The following is a 25,295-nucleotide window of genomic DNA, read 5'->3' as shown; positions in this document are numbered from 1 at the left end:
TTTACCGCACAATGAGCACCTGGCAAACGCCGTGTGAGGGCGGCGTTTTCACCCGGGAGCATCCATGACCGAGACCCGATCCCCGTCCGACGACGAACGCCGCCTCGCCGAACTCGGCTACAAGCAGGAGCTGGCCCGGTCCTGGTCCGGGTTCTCCAACTTCGCCATCAGTTTCACCATCGTCTCGATCCTGACCGGCGGGCTCGCCAGCTATGGCATCGGCCTGTCCAACGGCGGGCCCATCACCATGGCGTGGGGCTGGCCCCTGGTATCGATCATGGTGTTGTTCGTGGGGCTGGCAATGGCCGAATTGGCCTCGGCGTACCCGACTTCCGGCGGTCTGTACTGGTGGGCCTCGGAGCTGGGCGGCCCGATCTGGGGCTGGTTCACGGGCTGGTTCAATCTGATTGGCCAGATTGCCGTGACCGCCTCGATCGACTATGGCGCGGCCATTTTCACCACCGTGGTGCTGAACGTCATCGGCATCGATATCGGCACCGACCGCACCGCGATATTCGTGGTGTTCGCGGCCATCCTGGTGCTGCACGCGGTGCTGAACGCGATCGGCCCGCACCTGTCCGCGGTGATCAACAACGTATCGGCCTGGTGGCACGTGGGCGGCGTCGCGATCTTCGTGCTGGTGCTCGGAATCGGCGCGGAACACCATCAGAGCGTCGGCTTCGTCTTCACCGAGACCGTCGACAACAGCGCGGTCGGATTCGGCGGCGTCGCATTCAGTTTCCTGCTCGGCCTGCTGCACGCGCAGTACACGTTCACCGGCTACGACGCGTCGGCGCATATGTCGGAGGAGACCCACGACGCCTCCCGGATGGCTGCCAAGGGCATCATCAACACCATCATCGTCTCCGCCGTCGCCGGCTATCTGCTGATCCTGGCGGTGACGTTCGCGATTCCGAACCTCGGCGACGCGCTGGACCCGGAGAAGAACAGCGGCTACCCGGTCATCTACATCCTGGAGAATTCGCTGAATTCGTTCTGGTCCGGGCTGCTGCTGATCATTGCGGCTGTCGCGCAATTGTTCTGCGGGTACGCCTCGGTCACCTCGGCCTCGCGAATGCTGTTCGCCTTCGCCCGCGACCGCGCGGTGCCGGGATCGGCGTTGTGGTCGAGGCTCTCGGCGCGCAAGGTGCCGGTGAACGCGGTCCTGTTCATCTCGTTCTTCGCCTTCGTGCTGCTGATCCCGTCGATGCTGGTGCCCGCCGCCAATGCCCCGACCGCCTATGCCGCCGCCACCTCCGTCGCCACCATCGGCCTGTACATCGCCTACGGAATTCCGGTGCTACTGCGGCAGTTACACGGCAGCCGATTCGCCACCGGCCCGTGGACGCTCGGTGCGTGGTACCGCCCCGTCGGCATCGTCGCGCTGCTCTGGATCGTGGCGATCAGCGCGCTGTTCATCCTGCCCATGGACGACCGCGGCTACCCGTGGAACGACGAATTCACCTGGACCTCGGTCAATTACGCCCCCCTGACCCTGGTCGGCGTCGTCGGCGCGATCGCCGTCTGGTGGTTCGCCTCCGCCCGCCGCTGGTTCACGGGCCCCAGGCGAAACATCGACTGATTGCCTCTAGGACGAAGTCAGAGCGGGGTCACGTAGGCGCCCGAGATTCCGCCGTCGACCAGGAACTGCGAGGCGGTGATGAAGGACGAATCGTCGCTGGCCAGAAATGCCACGGCCGCGGCGATTTCCTCCGCTTCGGCGAAGCGGCCGAGGGGGATGTGGACGAGGCGGCGGGCGGCGCGCTCGGGATCCTTGGCGAACAACTCCTGGAGCAGGGGAGTGTTCACGGGCCCGGGGCACAGCGCGTTGACGCGAATCCCCTGGCGGGCGAACTGGACTCCGAGCTCGCGGCTCATGGCGAGCACGCCGCCCTTGGAAGCGGTGTAGGAAATCTGGGAGGTGGCCGCGCCCATCACGGCGACGAACGAGGCGGTATTGATCACCGAACCCTTGCCGCGCTCGAGCATGTGCTCGATGGCGTACTTGCTGCACAGGTAGACCGAGGTCAGGTTCACCTCCTGCACGCGCCGCCAGGCGTCCATGCCGGTGGTGCGGATCGAATCGTCGTCGGGCGGTGAGATTCCGGCGTTGTTGAAGGCGATATCCAGGCCGCCGTAGGCATCGACCGCCGCCTGGAACATCGCCTGCACCTGGGTCTCGTCGGTGACGTCGACCTTCACGTACAGGCCGCCGACCTCGGCGGCCGCGGCCTCACCGGAGGTGGCGTCGATATCGGCGACAACGACCTTCGCGCCTTCCTGTGCGAACCGCCGGGCCGTGGCGAGGCCGATGCCACTGCCGCCACCGGTGATGACCGCGACTCGATCCTGCAAGCGCTGCACTGTCTCTCCTCTGTTCGTTCCTGCGCGAATGGTCAGTCGGTGGCGATGAAGACGTTCTTGGTTTCGGTGAAGGCGCGGGCGGCGTCGGGGCCGAGTTCGCGGCCGAGGCCGGATTGTTTGAAACCGCCGAACGGGGTCCAATACCGCACGGAGGAATGGGAATTCACCGACAGGTTCCCCGCCTCCACCCCGCGCGAGACGCGTAGTGCCCGGCCCACGTCCGAGGTCCAGATGGACCCGGACAGGCCGTATTCGGTGTCGTTCGCGATGCGCAGGGCGTCGGCCTCGTCATCGAACGGCAGCACCGCCACCACCGGCCCGAACACCTCCTCGGTCACGACCCGGTCCGCGGGGCTCGAGGGCAGCACCACGGTGGGCGGGAACCAGAACCCCGGTCCGTCGGGCCGGGATCCGGTGAAGGCCACCTTGGTGGACGGCTCCAGGAATCCGGCCACCCGCTCGCGGTGCGCGGCCGAGATCAGCGGGCCCATCTCGGTGTCCGCATCGGCGGGATCGCCCACTCTCACACCTCGGACCGCGGGCTCCAGCAGTTCGAGGAATCGGTCGAAGATGCTGCGCTGCACCAGGATCCGGGAGCGGGCGCAGCAGTCCTGACCGGCATTGTCAAAGACGCCGTAGGGTGCGGTGGCGGCGGCCCGCTCCACATCGGCGTCGGCGAACACGATATTGGCGTTCTTGCCGCCCAGCTCGAGCGTGACCCGCTTCACCTGGTCGGCGCATCCGGCCATGATCTGCTTGCCCACCTCGGTGGAGCCGGTGAAGACCACCTTGCGCACGGCGGGATGGGTGACGAACCGCGCACCGACCACCGACCCGCGGCCCGGAATCACCTGAAAGACGTTGTCCGGCAGTCCCGCTCGCGCCGCCAGCTCGCCGAGCCGCACGGCCGTCAGCGGCGTGAGTTCGGCCGGCTTGAGCACCACGGTGTTCCCGGCGGCGAGCGCCGGGCCGAAGCCCCACGCCGCGATCGGCATGGGGAAATTCCACGGCACGATGATCCCGACGACGCCGAGCGGCTCGTGGAAGGTGAGGTTCACACCGCCCGCGACCGGAATCTGGCTGCCCAGCAGCCGTTCCGGGAGCCCGGCGCTGTAGTGCAGCACGTCGCGGACGTTGCCCGCCTCCCAGCGCGCGTTGCCGATGGTGTGGCCCGCATTGCGCACCTCGAGCGCCGCGAGGTTCTCGAGGTCGGCGTCGACCGCCTCGGCGAACCGGCGCAGCAGCCGCGCGCGGTCTCCCGGTGCGACCGCGCGCCAGCCCGGCAGGGCCTGCTGGGCCCGCTCGATGGCGACATCCGTGGCGGCCTCGTCGGCTGCCTCGACCGTGGCCACGACCTCCTCGGTCGCGGGGTTGACGACCTGCGTCGTTGTCACCGAATGCGCTCCTCTCCATACGTTGCCGCCTGCTCGACCAGCGCCCGCACGAGCCGGTGGTCGGCCGCGTTCTCCTCCGGATGCCACTGCACGCCCACCAGGAACGGACCGGTGCGGGCCTCCGCGGCCTCGATGGTGCCGTCCGCGGCGTGCGCGGTGGCGGTCAGCCCCGGCGCCAGCGTGTCGATGGCCTGATGATGATGGCAGTGCGCCTTCAGCTCGGGTCCGGCGATCGCGGCGACCCGGCTGCCCGCGACCGTCCGGACGGTGTTGACCGTGAACGTGCCGGGACTGCGGGAGTGGTCGGTGTGCCCGAGGACGTCCGGAAGATGTTGCAGCAGTGTGCCGCCCAGCGCGGCGTTCACCAGCTGCAGTCCGCGGCAGACCGCCAGCACCGGCATCCCCGCGGCGCGGGCCCGCTCGAAGAGCGTGAACTCGAATTCGTCTCGGTCCGGGCGCACTCCGCGCGTGGCCGGATGCGGCGCGGCGCCGTAGCGAGCCGGATCGAGGTCGGCGCCGCCCGTGAGCACCAGCCCGTCCAGCCGGTCCACGAGCTCCTGGCGCGCAGTTCCGGTGGGCGGCAACAACACCGGGATACCCCCGGCGCGCTCGGTCATATCGATGTAGGTGCGATGCAGCACGGCACTGTCGACATCCCAGTGCCCGAATCGGGTGCGCTCGGAGTAGGTGGGCAGCCCGATCACCGGCCGCCGCACGGGTTCGGGGGACGGCGAGTCGGCGGAGCTTGCGGAGCCGGCGGGGTGGGTAGATTCAGAGCCGTTCGAAGCCACGGATTCGCTCCCAGTCGGTCACCGCGGCATCGTAGGCGTCGAGCTCGACCTGGGCCGCATTCCGGTAGTGCCGCACCACGTCCTCGCCGAAGGCCGCCTTCGCGATCTCGCTGTCGCCGAACAGCTGGGCGGCGTCGCGCAGGGTGCGTGGCACCCGCGGCCGTTCGGAGCGATAGGCGTTGCCGCGCAGTTCCGGCTCCAGCGGCAGCCGCTGCTCGATGCCGTGCAGCCCGGCCGCGATCAACGCCGCGACGGCGAGATACGGATTCACGTCGCCGCCCGGCACCCGGTTCTCCATCCGCAGCGACGGTCCGTGCCCGACCACCCGCAGCGCGCAGGTCCGGTTGTCACGTCCCCACGCCACCGCGGTGGGTGCGAAGCTGCCGTCCTGGAACCGCTTGTAGGAGTTGATATTCGGCGCCAGCAGATAGGTGAGCTCGCGCAGGCAGTCCAGCTGTCCGGCCAGGAAGTGCCGCAGCAGCGCCGATCCGCCGTCCGGGTCGTCACCGGCGAAAACCGGATCGCCCGCCGCGTTGCGCAGGCTGAGATGGATGTGGCACGAATTACCCTCGCGCTCATTGTATTTCGCCATGAAGGAGATGCTGCGCCCCTCCTGGGCCGCGATCTCCTTGGCGCCGGTCTTGTAGATGCTGTGGTTGTCGCAGGTCACCAGCGCCTCGTCGTAGCGGAAGGCGATCTCGTGCTGGCCCGGATTGCATTCGCCCTTCGCCGACTCGACATACAGTCCCGCACCGGACATCTCGTTGCGGATGCGGCGCAGCAGCGGTTCGATGCGGGCGGTGCCGAGCATGGAGTAGTCGACGTTGTACTGGTTGGCGGGTGTCAGGTCGCGGTAGCCCGCGCGGTACGCCTGCTCGTAGGTGTCGTCGAAGACCAGGAACTCGAGTTCGGTGCCGACGTAGGCGTGCAGGCCGTGCCGGGCCAGCCGGTCGAGCTGGGTGCGCAGCACCTGCCGGGGCGAGGCCGCGACGGGTTTCCCGTGCGGATCCACGTGTTCCACGTCGCACAGCACCAGCGCGGTGCCGGGCAGCCAGGGCACCGGCCGCAGCGTGCCGAGATCGGGACGCAGCACGAAATCCCCGTACCCGGTGTCCCACGAGGACATCTCGTAGCCGTCGACCGTGGTCATCTCGACGTCGACGGCGAGCAGGTAGTTGCACGCCTCGGTCGCGTGGTCGAGCACCTCGTCCACGAAATAGCGCGCCGAACAGCGCTTTCCCTGTAACCGACCCTGCATGTCGGTCATCGCGACCAGGACGGTGTCCAGCGTCCCCGCCTCGACCTGCCGCACCAGATCGGCCACACTCAGCATCCCGGCTCGCATCACGACCCCTCTCGACATCGACCTGCTCACGCTAAGCGAATCCGGGACGGTGCGCTTCCGAACACGCAAGGCGCGTCGCCGATCACCCGCAGGCGGGCGACGCGCCCGGGTTCGGCACGGAACGGCAGGCCCAGTCGGTCGGGATGCGCCAGGCGTTGTCGCGCGGGACGAGCGGGAAGTTGACCAGCATCGGCCGCCCCTGGAACTCCATCGTGGCGGTCGCGACGACGGAGTCGCCGAGATCGGTGACCCGGTCCACCCGGATCGTCGCGCCCGAGTCGCCGAAGGCATCGGCGAGCCGGGTCACCAGCTGCGGATCGCGCGCGGCGTCGGCGACCGTGAAGGGCTTGTCCGCCGCCGCCACGGCGGGGTCCAGTGTCCGGCGCAGCCCGGCCTGCAGGTCCGGCGCGGCGGGGACGGCGGGCCGCGGTGCCGGTGCCGGCGGCGGGCCGTCGCCCGTCGTCTCCGGATACAGCTTGTCGACGACGGCCGCCCAGATATCGTCCGCGCCCATCTCGAATTGATCCGGAGACGAGTACTGGTTCACCGCGACGGCGATGCTGACATCGCGATGGGGGAGGTGCGCGACCATCGTGCGGTATCCGGCGACGGCCCCGTTGTGCCCGACCCAGGCGCCGATGCGGAGCAGGCCCAGTCCGTACTCGCTGTTGCCGAGCTCGGTGAACTGTGCCCGCGCGCTGCGGGCCTGCGGGCTGAGCAGCTCGCCACGGGCGAGCATACGGGCGTACTTCGTCATATCCGAGATGGTGGAAACCATGGCGCCCGCGGCGTTGTAGGTGGTCGGCGGGGTGCGGTCGGTGACGTCGACGGGTTCGGTGCCCTCGTAGGCGTATCCGCGCGCGGCGGGGTCCGGCAGCCGGTCGTCGGCGGGGTAGGAGGTTTCGGCGAGCCCGAGTTCGGCGGCCAGATCGTCGAGGACCTCGCCGATCGGCCGACCGGTGACCCGCTCCACGACACGGCCTAGCAGGAAGTAGTTCGCGTTGTCGTAGACGGTCTCGGTGCGCGGCGGCCGGGCCTCGTCCGGGTGTGCGGCAATGATCCGGAGTGGGTCGTCGGGCCGCCACCCGGTCATCGGCGGATCGGCGTCGGCCGCAGCGACGAATTCCGGATCGGAGGTGTAGTCGTAGACGCCGCTGCGCATTCCCAGCAGGTCGGCGAGGCGGATGGTGTCCCCGTACGGGATCGCGGGGATGTACCGCTCGAGGGGATCGTCGAGGCTCAGCCGCTGCTGATCCACCAGCCGGAGCACGGCCGTCGCGGTGAATGTCTTTGTCACACTGCCGATCCGGTAGTGGTCGCCCGCGGTGGCGGCCCGGCCCGCGCCGAGGTCGGCCTGCCCGTAGGCCCGCGTATAGGTGCCCCGGTCCGCGTCGACGATGCTGACCCAGGCGCCGGGAATCATCCCGGCGGCCATGCGCGACTGCACGATCCGATCGACGTCGGCGGTGAGGTCGGCGGGCAGCGATTCCGGACGGTCCGCGCCGGTTCCGCAGGCCGCCAGGAGCAGTGCCGTGGCCAGCAGCACCCCGAGCCAGCGGAATCGCGTGGAGTGGCGGGCGTTCCAGGTCGTCGATTGCGGCACTGCCGGGTGCTCCCTTGCTTCATCGGTTGCTATGGGCCGTGTGGGACCGGCTCGACCGTCCCGCTGAGTGGGATCCAGATGTGGAGTTTTCCACTCATGCCACTCTGATTACGCATCAGAGTGTTGTAAAAACCCAACAAGTTGTCAAGTAGTTACGCACAGGCGCCGTGTCGGCGCCGGTGTCAATTCCGGGAAACCGGCCACATCGCGGGCCGCGGCGGTCCAGAATCCGTGCAGTGCGGTGTCGGGCGAGGCGACGCCGGATCGCCGTGCGGGCGACGCGCGGAGATCGTTCCGGGCCAGGAGGTGTTCATGATGAACATCGTGAAATCGGTTGTGCTGCACCATCTCGTGCGCGGCCTCATCATGCTGGGCGCCGTAGCCTGCGGCTCCGCGGAGATATTCCACGCCGAGTACCGGCAGAGACACCAGCCCCTCCCAGAGCCGGACTGGTCGATCCCCCATCAGTGGTACGACGCGGCCCACCGTTCCGGATAGTGAGCCCCTCGGCGTCCGGCGGATGCGAGTTCAGGGTTCCGTAACAGCGTCCTCGGGGCGAACGGGGTGCGGGACGGCATCGATCGACGAGAGAACCAGTGCGACGTGGGCTCGCTCCCGGCGGGCGATGTCGAAGTCGGTGCCGAGGGTTCCGCGGTGGCGCAGGCGTTCCCAGGCAGCGATGGCGGGGCGGAGGGCCGCGAGGGCGATGTGGGTGCTGCCGGGGTAGTCCGAGGGCATGCCGCCGTTCGCCGTAATCGCCTCGGTGACGAGGGTTTTCTTGATTATCCCGTCGCTCAGGCCCCACACGGCCCCGCTCACCGCGGGCCGTAGTACCGGGGCCAGCCGCGGTTGTAGGCGCTTCGGTAGCCTGCGTTCGGCGCGAATTCCGTTGTGCTTTAGCGCATGCACCAACTCGATCGAATCGCGGTCGGGTGGCGCGAAGATCAGATTCCCGGCGCGGCGGATCTGCCACGCGTATTCCATCGTCACCGGCAGCAGTTCCTCCGGCACGCCCATGACGTAGCCGAGCCAATACCACAGCCGGCGAACGGATTCGGTCTCCTCGTCGGTCAGCTTCATGCGCAGCGCGTCGTAGGTCGCCAGGGGAGTGAGCATGAACGCCAGGTTCACCACAGACTGGCCGCTGGTGTGGATCGGCGCACCCCACGCGGCGGTGTCCCAGCGACCGCCCCGGCGCAGGTGCCGCCGAACCATCGCGTGCACGAACCGAATACGGACGGTCGCGTCGAACCCGGCACCACCCGGAGCGGCCGCGCCCGGATCGCTCGCCGCCATCAGCCACCGCGCGGTCTCCTCGTATCGGCGGCCGCTCATCCGTTCCGAGCGGCCGTTCAACGCCTGCGGCTTGTTGAGGTCCCCGAATTCGATGACCGCGAGCAGCGCCGCGGCCAGCGCCAGCACGGCGGCGGGCGCGAAACGCCACCACACCGCGGCGCCGCGGCGGACCTGTTCGGCGTCGAACCACGGCGGAGGTTCGAACAGCGGCTCCAAAAGCGCCCGCAGCGACTCGGGCGCGCCCGGAACGTCGGCCCGCCGCTCGCGCAGCGCGCGCTCGAGCAGCGGCCAGCACCGGCTCCGGCCCATATCGGCGAAATCCTCGACCACCGCATCCGCGGGCGCATCGGTTCGGAAGATGCCGCGTTCGAATCTATTCACAAGATCGGCGGGGAGTTTGGTTCGCGCGATTTCCATTCGGAGCGCGCGGCCCGCGTCGAACGGATAGTCGATCTTCGCCTCGGTTGCTTCGGTCATGGCCCGGATCGCCTCCCGAATGGGCAGTTCGATAAATACAACCACTGTAGACAGGCCGCCCCGTCGCCGTACCGAAAGTATGGAAAATCGTGCGGCAGAACTGCATTCGCCATGGCAATTTCGGAATACGGTCCGGTGGTGGGATATTCGCCGGGGGTGCGACCCGCGCGACAGGTTCTGGTTGACGGCCGTTCATCCTGACGTAACCATGAGTTATGAACGACGCTCGGGCCCTGCACCTCCGACACGACGATCCACCCGGTGCCCGCCCCGGCCCGAGAGCCGCCGACGTGGCCGTTCGGCCCGGTGGCGAGCACCCTGTGCGGGACCGATCCGACGTCGAACAGGCGCGGGAGTTCTACCGCCTCCTCACCTCGGAGGCCGAGACACTGACCGCCGCCGTCCAGGCCATCGCGCGGACCCGGCGGGGCACGCCGCGTTCGACCGCCGAATCCCATCGGCTCCGCCGCGATCTGCGGGAGGTGCATCGCTGCCTGGACAATCTCCTCGATCGATTCCCGGAAATCGCGGAAGATCATCGGAGTGCCCGCTGACGGTGCGCGTGGCCGAGGTCACCGAACCGGGCGGACGGTCTCCGGTAGAGTCGAGGTTTCTGTTGTGAAGGAATCTCGTGGACAATCTCGATCTGAAACAAGCTGTAGAAGATTTCGACCAGGCAATTGTCGAATTACTGCGGGCCTCGGGGTGGCTTTATCACGTGCATCGCACCGCGGCGCGGGATTCCGCCGTTCCGCCCGCCCTGCTGGCGGAGGTCCGATCCCGGCTCGAGGCCGTCACGCTGCGAGAGGGCGTCTTCGACCACCTCTACGACGAGGCCGCGTAGCCGCCCGACCCCGCTGCTCCCAGACCCCATCCGGCGGGTGGTAGATTGCCGAGTTGCATTGAGCTATGGGGAGATTTCACGGTGACACCAGGGAACGCGGTGCGGGCCGCCGCGATCGCCGCGGTGATGGCGACGACCATCGCGCTGTCCGGCGCGGTCGGAGCGGGCGGCGGATCGGCCGCCGCATCGGCCGATCCGATCACCTCCTCGGGGCAATTACCGGAATCGCCCACCACGGCCGACGGGTCGCGGATCGCGAACTTCACCATCCACGACGAACGGCACCTGACGTTGTCGGTGTATTCGGCGGCGATGAGCAAGGAGATCCGGGTCGACGTGCAGCGGCCCGCCGACGCCTCCGCGCCGCGCCCGGTTCTCTACCTGCTCAACGGTTCCGGCGGCGGTGAGGATCTCAACACCTGGAACACCATGACCGACGTGCTGCGGTTCCTGGACGACAAGAACGCCAATATCGTGCAGCCGATCGGCGGCGCCTGGAGCATGTACACCGATTGGCTCGCCGACGATCCCGTCCTCGGCCGCAACAAATGGACGACGTTCCTCACCGCGGAACTCCCGCCGCTGGTCGACGCGGCCCTGGGCGGCAACGGACTCAACGCGATCGCGGGACTGTCGATGGCGGGCGATTCGGTGCTGGCGCTGGCGATGGGCACACCCGGCCTGTATCGCAGCGTCGCCTCCTACAGCGGATGCGCCCAGACCAGCGATCCGATCGGGCAGCGCGTGGTGAAGACCATGGTCGAGTTCTGGGGCCACGGCGACCCGGTCAATATGTGGGGGCCCGACCACAGCCCGCTCTGGGCGGCGAACGACCCCTACGTGCACGCCGCCCGGCTGCGCGGGCTGAACCTGTTCGTCTCGGCGGGCAACGGCGTGCCCGGCCCGCACGACACCCTCGACAGCCCCTTCCTGACCTACGGCACCACCCGCACCCCCGACACCCTGGCGAACCAGATCCTGCTCGGCGGCATCATCGAGGCCGGGGTCAACGCCTGCACCCGCAATCTGCAGAATCGACTGGGCGAGTTGGGGATTCCCGCGACCTTCGACTACACGCCGAACGGCACGCACTCCTGGGGCTACTGGCAGGACGCGTTCAAACAGTCCTGGCCCGTCCTGGCCGCCGGAATGGGGCTGTGATCCCGGTCCGCTGCTCATTCGGCACATCCGGCCGGAACGGCCTGGGCCGGTAGCGATTCCGTGCGCGCCGGGGTGCGGAAGGTCCGGTGGACCACCAGGGCGAGGATGGCCACGGCGGCACCGGCCGCGACCGTCACCCCGAACGCCGCCCGCGCGCCGTAGGCGTCGATGATCGGCCCGGCGGCGGCCGGCCCGATGGCGACACCGAACCCCAGCCCGGCCGTTGACCAGGTCAGGGCCTCGGTGAGCGCGCGCGGGGAGACCTGGGACTCGACCACCTGCCCGGAGAGGATCATGGCCGGTGCGAAGAACACCCCGGCGACCAGCATCGCCGCCGCCAGCGTGGCGATCGAGTGCACCAGCAGCAGTGGCAGCGTCATCACCGCGGTCGCCAGAATGGCCAGGGCGAGCAGCCGCTCGGCCGATCGCGCGAGTTTCCTACTGCCGAAGACGAATCCGGAGACGCACGAGCCCAGGGCGTAGACCGAGAGCACCACGCTGGCGGCCGCGGGCTCGCCCTGCCGCTGCGCGAACGCGACACTCACCACATCGATGGTCCCGGCGATGGTGCCCATGGCGACCATCACCAGCGCGACCATCCACACCACCCGATGCCGCAGCGCCCCGATCAGCGATTGCCGCGCGGCGGCACCGATGGCCGGTTCGGTACGGCGTTGCGCGGCAAGCCATATCGTGCCGATCAGCAGCAGTACGCCCGCGACGAGCGGACCAGCCTCGGGGAACAGCGCGACGCTGAGCCCGATCGAGATCGGCGGGCCGACAATGAAACACACCTCGTCGAGCACCGTCTCCCAGGAGAAGGCCGTGTGCAGCAGCGGCGAGTCACGGTGCAGCTCGGTCCATCTCGCCCGCACCAGTGCCGGAGCACTCGGCGCGGCGCCCGCGCAGACCGCGAAGGCGAACAGCAGCCAGGCCGGGCCCGACAGCGCCGAGGTGAGCAGCAGGGCGCCCAGCGCCGCCACGCTGATCCCGGCTGCCACCGGGATCACCCGCCGCTGTCCCAGCCGGTCGACCAGCCGCGACACCTGGGGCGCCGCCACGGCGGTCGACACCGCGTAGGTCGCGGCCAGCCCGCCGGCGAGCCCGAAACCGTCGCCGCTCTGCGCGACCATCGTGATGAGCCCGATTCCCACCATGGACAACGGCATTCGCGCCAGCAGTCCGGCAGTGGTCAGTGGTATGGCTCCCGGCGACCTGAACAGCTCACCGTACGCGCCGAACATAGCGTTTCCCTTCCTCGAATCCCCCGGTTCACATACGCGCCGTATGTGAACGGGCACGCTATTTGACATACGACGCGTATGTCAAATAGCGTGCCGGAGGTGAGGTTCGATGGGTAGCCGTACGCGTGCCGACATGCTCGAGGAGACCAGGGCGAAGCTGCTCGCGTCGGCTCGCCACTACTTCGGCGAATACGGGTACGCGGAGACGTCCATGGACGATCTGACCGCGGCCGCCGGGCTGACCCGCGGTGCGCTCTACCACCATTTCGGCGGTAAGAGCGGCCTGCTCGCGGCGGTGGTCGCCGACGTGGACGCCGAACTCGACGAGCAGCTCAACGAGATCTCGGCCCGGGAGCGCGACGCGGTCACCGCGCTGGAGCTGCGGGCCCGGGCGGACCTCGAGCTGACTCTCCGGCCCGATGTCCAGCGCATCCTGTTCCAGGATGCCCCGGCGGTGCTCGGCCGCACGGTCGACGCGGCCAACACGCAGTGCGTGGAATCGATTGCGGCACTGATCGTCCGGGGTCAGGACGCGGGTGTCATCGCCGCCGAGATGCCCGCGCGCGGCCTCGCCGTTCTGCTCAACGGCGCGCTGGTCGACGCCTCGCGGTGGGTGGCGGCCGCTCCGGAATCCGAGCGGGACCGGCGGCGCGCGGACATGCTCACGGCGATCTCGATGCTGATCGGCTCGCTGCGCCGATAGCTCTCGGCTCAGCCCAGCGGCGGCGGCCTGCGGTGCCCAGTGGCCTGCTCGTAGGCGTAGGCCATGGCGAGGAGGGCGCCGTCGTCGAACGGCCGGCCCAGCAGCTCGACGCCGATCGGCAGGCCCTCGTCGGTGAACCCGGCCGGGACCGTGATGGCGGGCAGGCCGGTGACCGGGCTGCGGCCCTCGGCCAGCATGTCCATCGTCTGCTGGGCCTGGGCGCCGGTGGACAGCAGTGGTGCCGGGGTCTGGGTGGTCGGGTAGACCAGGGCGTCCAGCTCGATGTCGTCGAGCACGCTCAGCGTGTAGTCGATCATCGCCGCGCGGGCCGCGGAGGCGGCGTGGTACAGCGGGGACTCGGTGGTGAACGGCAGGTAGGTGATGAGCACCGCCTGCACGTCGGGCACGGCGGTATTGGACGCGATGATCTCCCACAGGTTGCGGGCCGGGGGCGGGGCGCCGGCGTCGGCGAGGTATTTGTCGATCGCCTGCCGGAACTCGTATTCGGTCAGCTCGGCGGCCAGCGATGCGGCCGCGCCCGGATCGCCGACGTGGACGAACTGCGCGCCCAGCGCGGCCATATCCTCGATCGCCCGGTCGATGACCGCGTTGGTGGCCGCCCGGGCGGGGTCCGCCGGATCGCCGAAGAAGTGGTCGACGATGCCGATGCGCTTGCCCGCCAGCGCATTCGAATCCAGGAGTGACACGTAGCCGGACGACGGACGCTGGGCGCCCACCGTGCTGGGGTCGGCGGGATCGGGCCCGGCGATGACGTCGAGGATCTGGGCCGCGTCGGCGACGGTCCGGGTGATCGGCCCGGCGGTGTCCTGCGTCGTCGACAGCGGGATGATCCCGGCCCGGCTCACCAGCCCGGCCGTCGGCCGGAGGCCGACGCAGTTGTTGCGAGCGGCCGGGATCCGGACGGACCCCAGCGTATCGGTGCCGAGCCCGGCCGCGACGAACCCGGCGGCTACCGCCGCGGCGGTACCGCCGCTGGAACCGCCCGGATTGCGCGTGATGTCGTAGGGGTTGCGGGTCTGCCCGCCCAGCGAGCTGAGGGTGGTCGCGCCCACCGCCCACTCGTGCATATTCGCCTTCGCCAGCACGATCGCGCCCGCCTCGCGCAACCGGCGGGTGACGGTGGCGTCGCGCTCGGGCACGTAGTCCCGGAACATCGTGCTGCCCGCCGTTGTCGGGAGGTCCGAGGTGTCGAAGTTGTCCTTGAGGATGATCGGTATGCCGTGCAGCGGACCGCGTGCGCCGGTGCGGGCGCGTTCGGCATCGAGGGCGGCGGCCGTATCCTGTGCCGCCGGTGCGACGGTGATGATCGAGTTGATCCCGGGCCCGTCGCGGTCGTAGGCGTCGATTCGCTCGAGGTAGTAGCCCAGCAGGTCCCGCGAGGTGAACGCGCCGCCGTCGAGGGCGTTGCGCAGCTGCCGGATCGACATCTCCGCCGCCTCCGATGCGGAGGTGTGCGCCCGGGCGGGCCCGGGGGAGAGCCCGGTCAGCGCCAGGCCCGCACCGGCGGCACCCGCGAGGGCGAGAAATTCGCGCCGCGACCGCCGCGGCCGCGCGTCCCCGCCGGACGGCATTGCCGTGCCGTGTGCCATCCCGCCTCCCGAATGTGCTGATACCGGACCGCCGCACCGCATTGTCGCCAGGTGAGGCTGCTGTCATGTCGGCCGCGGGCTACATACGTGTTACGTTCGCGCGCCGTGCCCGGGTCCCTGCGCGCCGAGCCCGGACAGAGTACGACCCGGCGGACCCCGCGTGCTCGCGCAGGGCTCAATTACGCCACGTCGGGGCCCGGAACACCGGGAGCCGCGCCGAGTGTCGCGGCGAGCCCGGCGCCCGCGGCGAGCCGCCTACGATCGGGGCGTGAATCACCGGCGATCGCCCAGCACGCCCACGCCGCTCCCGCGCGGTGTGCACGCACTGTCCCGGGAGGAGGTCGCGGCGTCGCAGCGCGGCCGGTTGATGCTCGCGATGGCGGAGGTCGTGGCCGAGAAGGGTTATGCCGCAACGACGGTCGCCGATGTCCTGAAACGGGCGCGGGTGTCGCGGCTGACGTTCTACGAGCACTTCACCAACAAGGAGGCCTGTTTCGTCGCGGCCTACGACACCCTCGCCGAGGAGGTGGCGCGGCGGATCGGCGCGGCACTGTCGGCGCAGGGGGCGCGGGCGGAGCCGATGGAACAGGTCGAGCAGGCGCTCGGCGCCTACCTGGAGACGCTGTCGGAGGAACCGGCGCTGGCCCGGATCTTCCTGGTCGATTCCTATGCGGCCGGTCCGGAGCTGCTGCAGCGGCGCTTCGCGATGCATCGCATGGTGGCGGACTCCATCGCGGACCGGCTGGGGGCGACCACCGACGGGCAGCGGACGGCGTGCGAGGCCTTCGTCGGCGCGGTGCTCTCGCTGGCCACGGCGCGGATCGTGGCCGGTGATCTGGCCGCGGTGCGCGAGCTGCGCGGCCACATCATGCGGCTCGGACGGATTGTCTGGGACTCCTTTCCGAATCTATAGACACAAATGTTTATATAGCGTTACCGTGTCGGCATGACGATGTTCGCCGACAGGTGGTGGCTGCGATGAGAGCACTGACACGCTGTGTCCCGTTGCTGGCGGTCGCGGCCGCCCTGCTGGTCTCGGCCACCGCTATCGCACCCGCCGCGCCGGCGCTGCCCGTCGACGGCGGCGACCGGGGCGCGCAGTGGACGGCCACGCACGATGCGGCGCCCCGGTATCCCGGTGTGCACGTCGACTGGGACGTGCCGGTCACCATGAGCGACGGAACGGTGTTGAAGGCCAACGTGTATCGGCCGATGGATGCCGCCGGGCGCGTCGTCGAGGAGTCGATGCCGTCGATCCTCAACATGACCCCGTACACGAAGCTGATGTGGACGATTCTCGATACGCTGCAGTCGATTCCGGGATTGTCGGAGCCGCTGACGAACTGGCTGGGGAGCCTCGCCGCCGACGGCACGGCCCTCGAGGGCGTCACCGATATCACCCAGGCGCTGTCCGGCGGCGCCACCCGCACGCTCGGCGTGGACCGCAGGCTCGTGCAGAGCGGCTACACCCAGGTCGTGGTGGATGTGCGCGGAACCGGCTTCTCCCAAGGGATCTGGCAGGTCTTCGGGGCGCGCGAGCGGCAGGACAACGCCGAGGTGATCGACTGGGTGAGCAGGCAGCCGTGGAACGACGGCAAGGTCGGCATGAACGGGGTGTCCTACTCCGGCATCAACCAGTTCCACGCCGCCGAGGCGAATCCGCCTGCGCTGAAGGCGATCTTCCCGATCGAGGGCGGCGCCGACCTGATGCGCGGCTACGCGGCCCAGGGCGGTGGCATCGGCCCCGTGGTGCCCGGGCTGCCGCTGATCGTGAATCTGGCCAAGTTCGTTCCCGACCTGCAGTCCATCCTGCAGGGCCGGTTCGACACGCGATGGCTCACCGACCGATTGGCGAGCCCGATGGCCTTCGAGGACTACGCCTTGGCGCTGCTCACCACGCCGTCGCTGGACCAGCTGCCACCGCATGTGCGGCAGGCGTTCGACCCCGGCAGCGCCTTCCGGCAGGACTGGTCCAACGACCTCGGCGCGATCACGGTGCCGACCTTCGTCGTCGGCGGCTGGCACGACGTCTGGAACATGTCGGAACCGCGCGAGTTCAACGGCCTACGGCTGCCCGCGGGGCAGAAGAAGCTGCTGATGGGGGACACCTATCACCTCAACCCGGGCGCCGGGTTCGGCCGGTCGGGCGCTCCGCCGCGGCTGGATGTGCTGCAGCGCGCGTGGTTCGACAAGTGGCTCAAGGGAATCGACAACGGCATCGACGGCTACGGGCCGGTGGTCAGCCAGCAGCAGGGCGGGGGCTGGAGCGTCGCCGGCGCCTTCCCGCACCCCGATGTCACGCACGAGCGGGTCTACCTGTCCGCCGCGCCGAGCGGCACCGGCGGCGGCAGCCTGCACGACGGCAGCCTGGGCTTCGCCCCGCCGATGGACAACGCCCGGCTCACCGTGGCGCCCGGCGTCATGAGCCTGTGTTCCCGCGACACGGCCGAAACCTCCATGGGCATCACGTCGATCGTGGTGGGCTGCACCGCCGACGCCCGCCCCCAGGAGATGAACGGCCTCACCTTCACCAGTACGCCCGTGGCCGAGCCGACCGTCCTCTCGGGCCCGATCAACCTGCACCTCAACACCGTTCACGACGCGACCGACGGGTACTGGACCGCCACGGTCAACGATGTCGCCCCCGACGGCCGCTCCACCATGCTCACCACCGGGCAGCTCGTCGCCTCCATGCGCGAAATCGACGACGGCGCAACCGAATACTCCGCCACCGGCGATGTCGTCGCCCCGCACTACCGGCTCGGGCTCGACACCCGCCGCCCGGTGACGCCCGGGCAGCCCGTCGCGCTCGACATCGGCCTCAACCCCACCGAGGCCGTCCTGCAGCCCGGCCATCGCCTCCGCATCGACGTCTACGCCGCCAACTTCCCGAAAGGCGTTCCGGCCCTGCCGATGCTGCTCGAGACGGGGCTGAAACCCCAGCACGTTCAACTGGACCCTGCCGCACCCAGTTACGCCAGCGTGCCGCTCGGCCGCACCTGGTAGGTATCCGTTCGAATGCACAAGCGGCAGCGGTCGTTTCCGTGAGTTTGCCCGCTGTCGATGGCCGGTCGGTCTGGAACCATGCGATCCATGACGTATGAACGGTGGGCGATCGACCGCCGCGTGGCCGGGCGGCGGGCCAGGGGACCCGGTGCCGCAGGGGAGTGCCGGGAACGTGGTCGCCCGCTGAGCGTTCCGGTGCTCGCCGTGCTCGTCGGTGTCGTAGCGAGCCTGAATTATGGTGCCGCGCAGGCGGATCCGGGTATACCCGCGACCTGGTACGTGGTTTCCGGCGCGGCAGCGGGCGGCAACGGCTCCGAGGCGGCTCCGTTCGGCAGTCTCGAGGCCGTCGAGCGCGCGGGGAGTCCCGGCGACACCATCGTGGTGCTGCCCGCCCCGCGGAACGCGCCGCCGCTGGACGGCGGGATCGCGCTGAAACCGGGCCAGCAGCTGATCGGTGCCGGACCGGCGGTGACCGAGGCGCCCGCCGCCGCCCCGGTGCCGAGGCTGACCAATAGCAGACTCGCGCGCGACGGAGACGCGGTGAAACTCGCGAGGGGCGCGGCCGTGCGCAATCTGGTCATCGACGGCGCCACCCGCGGCGGCATCTACGGCAATGATGTCGCAGATGTGACGGTGTCCGGCAACGACATCTCGGGCACCAACCGCCTGTGCCACGACGGTTTCATGATCGGCCCCTTCCAGGTCCCGGTGACCCTGCCCGCGGGAGTGGCGGTCGCTCCGCTGCCCCCGTTCCTGCTCTTGAACAACGGCTGGGCCGCGGTGATGGTGGATGCCGCCACCGCCACCGGAACCGTTCGCATCGAGGGGAATCGGGTGCACGACACCGGCTGCGGTGACGGCATCGACGTGCGCACCTTCGGTTCGGCGACGGTGGCGGCCGAGCTCACCGACAACACCCTGACCCACATCAACCTGGGTCTCGCCAAGCTGTCGATCCTGGCGATCGGACTGCAGAGCAACGACGATTCCCGGCTCGAGGCGACCCTCACCGGCAATACCGAGACCGATATCGCCAGTCCCGCAGGGCATCCGGGCAATCTGGCCGCCGACAGCGAGGGAATCTTCATCAACCCCACCGGTCGTTCGTGGCTGCGCGCCCGCGTCGACCGGCACCGGTTCGACAACGGCGGCGGGAACTTCTCGGCCAACGGCCTGGAGTACGTGACGACCAGCGGCTCACCGACTTCCGAGGTCACGGTCACCGACAGCACCTTCGACCGGGTCGTCGGCGACGTGATCGAGAACTACAACCTCAGCGGCGATGCCGCCGAACAGCAGCTGACACTGGACGGCGTCCGTGCCATGCACTCCACCTTCCCCGGCGCCGCGGCGCACCCGGTGGTACCCGTCAACCTCGGAACATGCTTGGTGACAACGGGATTCGGGCGCGCCTCGAAGACGGGCCTGGTGGTGCGGAACTCGGAGTTCGGCGATTGCAGCGGCGACGGGATCGGCATCGTGAGCTACACGCCGGAGGGCGGCGGCGCGGCCGAGATGAGCTTCGACATCCAGGATTCCCGCGTTTCCGGTGCCGCGGTCAACGGCCTGAACGTGCTCGTGGTCGGCAATCCCGCCGCACTGCGCGTCCGGGTGCAGGACTCCTCGATCACCGGCGCCGCGCAGGCGGCGATCCGCGCCGACCGGCGCGGTGGCGAAAGCGGCAGCATCGCACTCGACTTCGGCGGCGGCGCGCTGGGCAGTACCGGGAACGTCTGCGTGGCGGGTCCGGTGCAGCTGTCGGGGGTCTCGGTCGATGGGTCGCCGGGCCCGTGCACGAAATAGTCGAGCTCACCGAGAACGGAGCGAACGCCCGGTAGGCTGAACCGATGACTGCGATGCGGCTCCTCGCGCGCGTCAACCGCTGTGCGACCAATCCCGGATTCCGCTGGTTCGCCGGGCGGGTGGACGGCTACGCCAATGTCGTGCACGTGGGCCGCCGCTCCGGCCGGAGCTACCGCACCCCGATCGGGATCACCTGGGACGGCGACGAGCTGATGGTCGCCGTCAACTACGGCCGCGCCAGCGATTGGGTGCGAAACATCCTGGCGTCCGGCGACTTCCGGCTGGAGCACCGCGGCCGCTTCATCGCGATGCGCCGCCCCCGGCTGCTCCGGATCGGCCACCGCGACTTCCTGGTCGCCGAGCGGGCCGACCCGTGACCGGCTACTGGCGGTAGGTTGCCAGGAAGCGCCCGATGCGCTCGATGATGGCCTCGAGATCGTCGGCGTAGGGGAGGGTCACGATGCGGAAGTGATCCGGTCGCGGCCAGTTGAATCCGGTGCCCTGCACGATGTGCAGCTTCTCCTGCAGCAGCAGGTCCAGGACGAACTGTTCGTCGTCGTGGATCGGGTACATGTCGAGATCGATCCGCGGAAACGCGTAGAGCGCGCCCCGGGGCCGCACGCACGATACGCCCGGAATGGAATTGAGCGCCTCCCAGGCCCGCTCGCTCTGCTCGCGCAGCCGCCCGCCCGGCAATGTCAGGTCGTAGATGCTCTGATGGCCGCCGAGGGCCGCCTGAATCGCCTGCTGCGCAGGAACATTCGCGCACAGCCGCAGCCCCGCCAGCATGGTCATGCCCTCCAGGTAGTTCTCCGCGTGCTGCGTCGGGCCGGAGACCGCCATCCAGCCGGACCGGAATCCGGCGCAGCGGTAGGACTTCGACAGTCCGGAGAAGGTCAGGCACAGCAGATCGGGCGCGAGCGCGGCGGTGGCGACGTGGTCGGCATCGTCGTAGCGGATCTTGTCGTAGATCTCGTCGGAGAACACCACGAGGTTGTGGCGGCGCGCGACCTCGAGGATCTGTCGCAGCACCTCCGGTGAGTAGACCGCACCGGTGGGATTGTTCGGGTTGATGATCACGATCGCGCGGGTGCGGTCGGTGACCTTCGCCTCGATATCGGCGACATCGGGGAACCAGTCCGCGGACTCGTCGCACATGTAGTGCACGGGGCGGCCGCCGTTGAGCGTCGTCGACGCGGTCCAGAGCGGGAAATCCGGTGCGGGAACGAGCACTTCGTCGCCGTTCTCCAGCAGCGCCGTCATCGCCATCATGATCAGCTCGGAGACACCGTTGCCGAGGAAGACCTGCTCGATGTCGAGGTCGCCGACGCCGAGGGTCTCGTAGTACTGCACGACCGCGCGCCGGGCCGAGAGTAGTCCCTTCGACGTGCAGTAGCCGCTCGAGGCGGGCAGGTTGCGGACGATGTCCTGCAGGATCTCCGGGGGCGCCTCGAAACCGAACTGCAGGGGGTTGCCCGTGTTGAGCTTCACCACGTGGTGGCCCTCGGCCTCCAGCCGGGCCGCGTGCTCCGCCACCGGTCCGCGGATCTCGTAGGACACCCCCGACAGCTTGCTCGACTGCTTGACCTGCATGAACATCCCTTCCTCGGTGCGGTGGACACCCACTCTACTTGGAAGTTCCAAGTATGCACTTGGTTTTTCCAAGTCGCGGGCTACAGTGGGGATGTGCCACGCCGAAGCTACGACCACTACTGCGCCGCGAGCCGAGCCCTCGACGTCGTCGGCGACCGATGGAGCCTGCTGGTGATCCGCGAATTGTGTTCCGGCCCACGCCGTTACAGCGATCTGTTCGCCGATCTGCCCGGCATCAGCACCGATGTGCTGGCGGCGCGGCTCAGGGACCTCGAACGCGACGGCGTCCTGACCCGGCATCGCGCCGGACCGCGCGGGGCGACGGCGGCCTACGAGCTCACCCCCGAGGGCGCGGCGCTGCGTCCGGTCCTGGAGGCGCTGTCGGCGTGGGGGACCCCGCTGCTCGGCGAGCGCCGCGCCACCGATGCGGTGCGCGCGCACTGGTTCGCCCTGCCGCTCGGCCGTGCCATCGCCCGCCGCATCGAGGCCGGAACCGTCACCGTGACGATCGGGGAAACGGTCTTCCACGTCGTCGTCGACGACACCGGAATCGCCCACCGCGACGGCCCCGCGCCGGATCCGGACATGGAACTCCGCCTGGACATGGCCACCGCCACCGCCGTCGCCACCGGCACCCGGTCGCTCGCCGACGTGGTCCCGGATGCCGACTGGCCCGCCCGTGAATCACCCACTCCCGCCGCGCGGTAGCGACCGCGACCGCTAGGCTCCCGGTCCTGTGGCCCTCAGCGCAACCGTCTACACCTTCGCCGTGCAACTGGCCGACGTCGATCGCGACGTCTATCGGGAGTTGGACCTGCGGGTCGCGCGGCACCCGTCGGAGACGGCCGAGTTCATGGTGACGCGGGTGCTGGCCTACTGCCTCGAGCTCGAGGAGGGCATCGCCTTCAGCGACGGCGGGGTGTCGTCCACCGACGAACCCGCGGTCCTGGTGCGCGATCTGACCGGGCGGCTCACCGCGTGGATCGAGGTCGGCGCTCCCGACGCCGACCGCCTGCATCGGGGCAGCAAGCTGGCCGAGCGGGTCGCGGTCTACACCCATCGCGATCCCGTCAAGGTGCTGAGTCCGTTGGCGGGCAAGCGAATTCACCGCGCCGAGGCGATTCCGCTCTATGCCTTCGACCGGGAGTTCGTCGACTCCGCCGTCGCCGCGCTGGAACGCCGCAACATCGTCACGCTGTCCCGCCACGAGCGCCTGCTGTATCTGGAAATCAACGGCACGAGCATGAGCACGGCGGTCGACGAGCACGGCCTCGGCTAGGTCGGTAGCCCGATGCTTCCAAGTGAGAGAGATCACGATTTGGTAGCGGAAGGCAGATTCTTACTGCAAACGCTTTCCATCTCCTTTGCCGATTCTTTACTATTGGGCAGACCCTGTGTCACGGGGTCTTCAGCTCGGAAGTCTCACAGCTCCACAGTGTCTCGGCTCCACTTGGCTTCGCCCGCCAGCTTTTCGATGCCAGTACATGTTTGACCGATGAACCGATCCGGTAGCCCGGTTCGGCGAAGGAGAAATATGTCAACCGACACCGATCCGGCCCGACGGACGTCGCTTCCCGGTCTTTCCGGCGCGCTTCCAGGTCTGCTTCGTCACGATCTACCCGCCTCCGTGGTGGTCTTTCTCGTCGCTTTACCTTTGTCCATCGGCGTGGCCGTAGCCACCGGCGCACCCGTCGCGGCCGGACTGCTGGCCGCGGTGGTGGGCGGCCTGGTCGCCGGAGCGTTGGGGGGTTCATCGCTGCAGGTCAGCGGCCCGACGGCCAGCCTCACGGTGGTGGTCGCGCAGAGCATTCAGCAATTCGGCTGGGCCGTCACCTGTTTCGTCACCGTCGGGGCGGGGCTGCTGCAGGTCGTCTTCGGGCTCACCCGCCTCGCGCGCGGCGCCCTCGCCATCGCGCCGGTCGTCGTGCACGGCATGCTCGCCGGTATCGGCGTCGTCATCGCGCTGCAGCAGTTGCACGTCCTGCTCGGCGGGCAGTCGCTGAGTTCGTCGTGGCAGAGCATCGTGCAGCTACCGCAGCAGCTGGGGTCGGTGCGCGGCGGGGACGCGCTGGTCGGCGTCGTCGTCATCGCCATCCTGCTGGGCTGGAAGTATCTGCCGAAGCCGGTGCGCGCGGTCCCCGCGCCGCTGGCCGCGGTGGTGGTGGCGACGCTGCTGGCCATGGTCGTGCCGACCACGGTCGAGCGGATCACGCTGTCCGGCTCGCTGTTCGACGACATCGCGCTGCCGCAGGTGCCGCACGGCGGCTGGGGCACGATCGCGCTGACGATGTTCACGGTCGCGCTGATCGCCAGCGTGGAGACGCTGCTGTCGGCGGTGGCGGTGGACCGGATGCGCCCGGGTCGCCGCACCGACCTGGACCGGGAACTGATCGGGCAGGGCGTGGCGAATATGACCTCCGGGACGCTGGGCGGGCTGCCGATCGCCGCGGTCATCGTCCGCAGCATCACCAACGTCAAGGCCGGTGCGCGCACCAAGGCCTCGACCATGCTCAGCGGGCTGTGGGTGCTGGTGTTCGCGGTCGCGCTGGTCGACGTGGTGCGCCAGATCCCGAAGGCGGCGCTGGCCGGACTGCTCATCGTGATCGGCATCGGGCTGGTGAAGCTCGCGCACATCCGGCTGGCCCGCCGCACCGGGGATCTGATCGTCTACGCGACGACGGTGCTGGTGGTGGTGTTCGCCAACCTGCTGCTGGGCATGCTCGTCGGCCTGGCGCTGGCGCTCGCGCTGCTGCTGTGGCGGGTGGCGAAGGTGTCCATCGCGGCGCAGTCGATCGGCGGGCGCTGGGTGGTCACGATCGACGGCACCCTGACGTTCATGGCGGTACCGCGGCTGACCGGCACACTGGCGGCGATTCCGGCCGGATCCGTGGTGACCGTGGAGATGGCGGTGGATTTCGTCGACCATGCCGCTTCCGATGCGCTGCACGAATGGTCCCGCAACTACGAAATCGGCGGTGGGCGCGTCGAATTCGTGGAGATGGGCACCGCTCGCATCGCGGATCTGGCCTCGGGCCCGCCCACCCGCGGGCATGCCCGGCGCATCCTGAACGAGACGCTGGGCCCGTGGCGGCGCACGGCGCGCACCGATCCGATCTCGGCCGGTGTCGCCGCCTACCACCGCGGGCACGCCCACGTGGTGCGACCGCACCTGGGCGAGCTGCGCGACGGCCAGAACCCCGATTCGCTGTTCCTCACGTGTGCCGATTCGCGGATCGTGCCGAACGTGATCACCAGCAGCGGCCCGGGCGACCTGTTCACCGTCCGCAATATCGGCAACCTGATTCCCGCCGACGGCCGCGACACCTCGGTGGAGGCGGCGCTGGTCTATGCCCTGGACAAACTGGACGTCCGTTCGGTGGTGGTCTGCGGGCACTCCGGCTGCGGGGCGATGGAGGCCCTGTTCCACGAGCGGGTGAGCGGTTCCGGCCTGGACGCCTGGCTGGCGCACGGTCGCCCCGCGCTCGAACAGTTCCGCGCCGGGCATCCCGTGGCGGTCGCGGCCGCCGCGGCCGGGTTCGGCGAGGTGGATCAGCTGGGCATGGTGAATGTCGCCGTGCAACTGGACGTGCTGGCGCGGCATCCGGTGGTGCGGCGCGGCATCGAGGAGCGCGGCGTGGTGCTGTCCGGGCTCTTCTTCGACATCGCCACGGCGCGTGTGGTCGAGATCACCTCCGCGGGGATCGGTGAGATCGATGACGCCGCAAGGCAAGTCACGGCTCTGCCGGTCTAGGGGGACTCCCGGCCGCGGGCGACGGCCGGGGGTCGGCAGGTCGGGCAACGCCCCGGGGTGAGCTCCCGGGGCGTTGTTGTGCGCAAACGGTGTTGTCCAGTGTGAAACCAGTTCGTTGCAGTGCGGGAACCGGCTCGTAGTGCGTGATTGCGAGAGTTGTCGTACCGCCGAGGGCCGGGGTGTGAAGACGATCACGTCGGGATGCGGAAGTGTCCCAAGCTAAATACCCTTTTCTTAGGCTTTGCTAAGTCTTTACTATTAGTCTTGCCCTCACTTTCCGGGTGACTGTCGGGGACAACGTCGTCCCCCA

22 protein-coding genes are annotated in these 25,295 nt (G+C 69.2%); 13 read left to right on the top strand and 9 right to left on the bottom strand.

The genetic code is table 11. The annotated features are described in order from the left end of the window. The first annotated feature begins 64 nt into the window (after positions 1–64). Positions 65–1,582 (top strand): amino acid permease, encoded by a 1,518-nt coding sequence (locus tag NM1_RS37170; protein ID WP_068031521.1) that lies wholly within the window; start codon positions 65–67, stop codon positions 1,580–1,582. Between the two features lie 17 nt (positions 1,583–1,599). Here the strand turns inward: NM1_RS37170 and NM1_RS37165 are convergent, their stop codons facing one another. The 5 genes from NM1_RS37165 to NM1_RS37145 all read right to left on the bottom strand — a co-directional run bounded on the left by NM1_RS37165 (position 1,600) and on the right by NM1_RS37145 (position 7,497). Beyond that, positions 1,600–2,364, bottom strand: coding sequence for a 3-oxoacyl-ACP reductase (locus NM1_RS37165; RefSeq protein WP_068031518.1), 765 nt, complete (start codon positions 2,362–2,364; stop codon positions 1,600–1,602). 32 nt (positions 2,365–2,396) lie between these two features. After that, positions 2,397–3,758: an aldehyde dehydrogenase family protein gene (locus NM1_RS37160; protein ID WP_068031515.1), complete on the bottom strand. Its 1,362-nt coding sequence runs from the start codon at positions 3,756–3,758 to the stop codon at positions 2,397–2,399. Next, positions 3,755–4,549: a gamma-glutamyl-gamma-aminobutyrate hydrolase family protein gene (locus NM1_RS37155; RefSeq protein WP_114699783.1), complete on the bottom strand. Its 795-nt coding sequence runs from the start codon at positions 4,547–4,549 to the stop codon at positions 3,755–3,757. Before NM1_RS37155 ends, NM1_RS37160 begins: the two co-directional genes overlap by 4 nt. Beyond that, a complete protein-coding gene (locus NM1_RS37150) occupies positions 4,530–5,912 on the bottom strand; it encodes a glutamine synthetase family protein (RefSeq protein WP_281278075.1) in 1,383 nt (460 codons plus the stop codon). Before NM1_RS37150 ends, NM1_RS37155 begins: the two co-directional genes overlap by 20 nt. 64 nt (positions 5,913–5,976) lie before the next feature. After that, positions 5,977–7,497, bottom strand: coding sequence for a serine hydrolase domain-containing protein (locus NM1_RS37145; protein ID WP_068031505.1), 1,521 nt, complete (start codon positions 7,495–7,497; stop codon positions 5,977–5,979). 312 nt (positions 7,498–7,809) lie between these two features. Between NM1_RS37145 and NM1_RS37140 the strand changes: the two genes are divergently transcribed. After that, positions 7,810–7,995 carry a hypothetical protein gene (locus tag NM1_RS37140; RefSeq protein ID WP_147289109.1) on the top strand — a complete coding sequence of 62 codons (186 nt, stop codon included), beginning with the start codon at positions 7,810–7,812 and terminating at the stop codon, positions 7,993–7,995. A 30-nt stretch (positions 7,996–8,025) separates the two neighbouring features. On the opposite strand, the gene NM1_RS37135 is transcribed toward NM1_RS37140, so the two are convergent. Further along, positions 8,026–9,270, bottom strand: coding sequence for an oxygenase MpaB family protein (locus tag NM1_RS37135; protein WP_068031499.1), 1,245 nt, complete (start codon positions 9,268–9,270; stop codon positions 8,026–8,028). Positions 9,271–9,590: 320 nt separating this feature from the next. Between NM1_RS37135 and NM1_RS37130 the strand changes: the two genes are divergently transcribed. From NM1_RS37130 to NM1_RS37120, 3 genes are all read left to right on the top strand, one after another. Then, on the top strand, positions 9,591–9,824 hold the full coding sequence (locus tag NM1_RS37130) for a hypothetical protein (RefSeq protein WP_068031496.1): 234 nt from the start codon (positions 9,591–9,593) through the stop codon (positions 9,822–9,824). A 77-nt stretch (positions 9,825–9,901) separates the two neighbouring features. Then, the gene (locus NM1_RS37125) at positions 9,902–10,114 is read left to right on the top strand and encodes a hypothetical protein (protein ID WP_068031493.1); all 213 of its coding nucleotides are present in this window, start codon (positions 9,902–9,904) and stop codon (positions 10,112–10,114) included. A 126-nt stretch (positions 10,115–10,240) separates the two neighbouring features. Next, the gene (locus NM1_RS37120; RefSeq protein ID WP_084520411.1) at positions 10,241–11,275 is read left to right on the top strand and encodes an alpha/beta hydrolase; all 1,035 of its coding nucleotides are present in this window, start codon (positions 10,241–10,243) and stop codon (positions 11,273–11,275) included. Between the two features lie 14 nt (positions 11,276–11,289). Here NM1_RS37120 and NM1_RS37115 read toward each other — a convergent pair whose 3' ends face one another. Continuing rightward, on the bottom strand, positions 11,290–12,519 hold the full coding sequence (locus tag NM1_RS37115) for an MFS transporter (protein ID WP_068031490.1): 1,230 nt from the start codon (positions 12,517–12,519) through the stop codon (positions 11,290–11,292). A 109-nt stretch (positions 12,520–12,628) separates the two neighbouring features. Here NM1_RS37115 and NM1_RS37110 point away from each other — a divergent pair, with 109 nt between their 5' ends. After that, positions 12,629–13,222, top strand: coding sequence for a TetR/AcrR family transcriptional regulator (locus NM1_RS37110; protein WP_068031487.1), 594 nt, complete (start codon positions 12,629–12,631; stop codon positions 13,220–13,222). Positions 13,223–13,230: 8 nt separating this feature from the next. Here NM1_RS37110 and NM1_RS37105 read toward each other — a convergent pair whose 3' ends face one another. Beyond that, on the bottom strand, positions 13,231–14,832 hold the full coding sequence (locus NM1_RS37105; protein ID WP_211339520.1) for an amidase: 1,602 nt from the start codon (positions 14,830–14,832) through the stop codon (positions 13,231–13,233). Positions 14,833–15,100: 268 nt separating this feature from the next. Between NM1_RS37105 and NM1_RS37100 the strand changes: the two genes are divergently transcribed. The 4 genes from NM1_RS37100 (at position 15,101) to NM1_RS37085 (ending at position 20,018) form a co-directional block, all read left to right on the top strand. Beyond that, on the top strand, positions 15,101–15,745 hold the full coding sequence (locus NM1_RS37100) for a TetR/AcrR family transcriptional regulator (protein ID WP_068031484.1): 645 nt from the start codon (positions 15,101–15,103) through the stop codon (positions 15,743–15,745). A 65-nt stretch (positions 15,746–15,810) separates the two neighbouring features. After that, positions 15,811–17,838 (top strand): CocE/NonD family hydrolase, encoded by a 2,028-nt coding sequence (locus NM1_RS37095; protein ID WP_068031481.1) that lies wholly within the window; start codon positions 15,811–15,813, stop codon positions 17,836–17,838. 87 nt (positions 17,839–17,925) lie between these two features. Further along, complete coding sequence (locus NM1_RS37090) at positions 17,926–19,641, top strand: hypothetical protein (RefSeq protein WP_068031478.1); 1,716 nt, start codon at positions 17,926–17,928, stop codon at positions 19,639–19,641. A 44-nt stretch (positions 19,642–19,685) separates the two neighbouring features. Next, a complete protein-coding gene (locus NM1_RS37085) occupies positions 19,686–20,018 on the top strand; it encodes a nitroreductase family deazaflavin-dependent oxidoreductase (RefSeq protein ID WP_084520405.1) in 333 nt (110 codons plus the stop codon). Between the two features lie 4 nt (positions 20,019–20,022). Here NM1_RS37085 and NM1_RS37080 read toward each other — a convergent pair whose 3' ends face one another. After that, positions 20,023–21,234 carry a pyridoxal phosphate-dependent aminotransferase gene (locus NM1_RS37080; protein WP_068031547.1) on the bottom strand — a complete coding sequence of 404 codons (1,212 nt, stop codon included), beginning with the start codon at positions 21,232–21,234 and terminating at the stop codon, positions 20,023–20,025. 93 nt (positions 21,235–21,327) lie between these two features. Between NM1_RS37080 and NM1_RS37075 the strand changes: the two genes are divergently transcribed. From NM1_RS37075 to NM1_RS37065, 3 genes are all read left to right on the top strand, one after another. Next, positions 21,328–21,942 carry a winged helix-turn-helix transcriptional regulator gene (locus NM1_RS37075; protein ID WP_068031473.1) on the top strand — a complete coding sequence of 205 codons (615 nt, stop codon included), beginning with the start codon at positions 21,328–21,330 and terminating at the stop codon, positions 21,940–21,942. Between the two features lie 28 nt (positions 21,943–21,970). After that, positions 21,971–22,513 (top strand): YaeQ family protein, encoded by a 543-nt coding sequence (locus tag NM1_RS37070; RefSeq protein WP_068031471.1) that lies wholly within the window; start codon positions 21,971–21,973, stop codon positions 22,511–22,513. Positions 22,514–22,768: 255 nt separating this feature from the next. Next, on the top strand, positions 22,769–24,985 hold the full coding sequence (locus NM1_RS37065) for a SulP family inorganic anion transporter (RefSeq protein WP_068031468.1): 2,217 nt from the start codon (positions 22,769–22,771) through the stop codon (positions 24,983–24,985). Positions 24,986–25,295 lie beyond the last annotated feature (310 nt).

It is taken from the genome of Nocardia mexicana NBRC 108244 (genome assembly GCF_001613165.1).
Taxonomy (GTDB): domain Bacteria; phylum Actinomycetota; class Actinomycetes; order Mycobacteriales; family Mycobacteriaceae; genus Nocardia; species Nocardia mexicana.
This window is presented reverse-complemented; position numbering and strand designations above follow the sequence as displayed.

Bases quoted from the DNA above. Each gene is read 5' to 3' on its own strand.
- NM1_RS37170 (WP_068031521.1), top strand. From the start codon at position 65: ATGACCGAGACCCGATCCCCGTCCGACGACGAACGCCGCCTCGCCGAA.
- NM1_RS37150 (WP_281278075.1), bottom strand. From the start codon at position 5,912: ATGTCGAGAGGGGTCGTGATGCGAGCCGGGATGCTGAGTGTGGCCGAT.
- NM1_RS37140 (WP_147289109.1), top strand. From the start codon at position 7,810: ATGATGAACATCGTGAAATCGGTTGTGCTGCACCATCTCGTGCGCGGC.
- NM1_RS37135 (WP_068031499.1), bottom strand. From the start codon at position 9,270: ATGACCGAAGCAACCGAGGCGAAGATCGACTATCCGTTCGACGCGGGC.
- NM1_RS37120 (WP_084520411.1), top strand. From the start codon at position 10,241: ATGGCGACGACCATCGCGCTGTCCGGCGCGGTCGGAGCGGGCGGCGGA.
- NM1_RS37115 (WP_068031490.1), bottom strand. From the start codon at position 12,519: ATGTTCGGCGCGTACGGTGAGCTGTTCAGGTCGCCGGGAGCCATACCA.
- NM1_RS37110 (WP_068031487.1), top strand. From the start codon at position 12,629: ATGGGTAGCCGTACGCGTGCCGACATGCTCGAGGAGACCAGGGCGAAG.
- NM1_RS37105 (WP_211339520.1), bottom strand. From the start codon at position 14,832: ATGGCACACGGCACGGCAATGCCGTCCGGCGGGGACGCGCGGCCGCGG.
- NM1_RS37095 (WP_068031481.1), top strand. From the start codon at position 15,811: ATGAGAGCACTGACACGCTGTGTCCCGTTGCTGGCGGTCGCGGCCGCC.
- NM1_RS37090 (WP_068031478.1), top strand. From the start codon at position 17,926: ATGACGTATGAACGGTGGGCGATCGACCGCCGCGTGGCCGGGCGGCGG.
- NM1_RS37085 (WP_084520405.1), top strand. From the start codon at position 19,686: ATGACTGCGATGCGGCTCCTCGCGCGCGTCAACCGCTGTGCGACCAAT.
- NM1_RS37080 (WP_068031547.1), bottom strand. From the start codon at position 21,234: ATGCAGGTCAAGCAGTCGAGCAAGCTGTCGGGGGTGTCCTACGAGATC.
- NM1_RS37065 (WP_068031468.1), top strand. From the start codon at position 22,769: ATGTCAACCGACACCGATCCGGCCCGACGGACGTCGCTTCCCGGTCTT.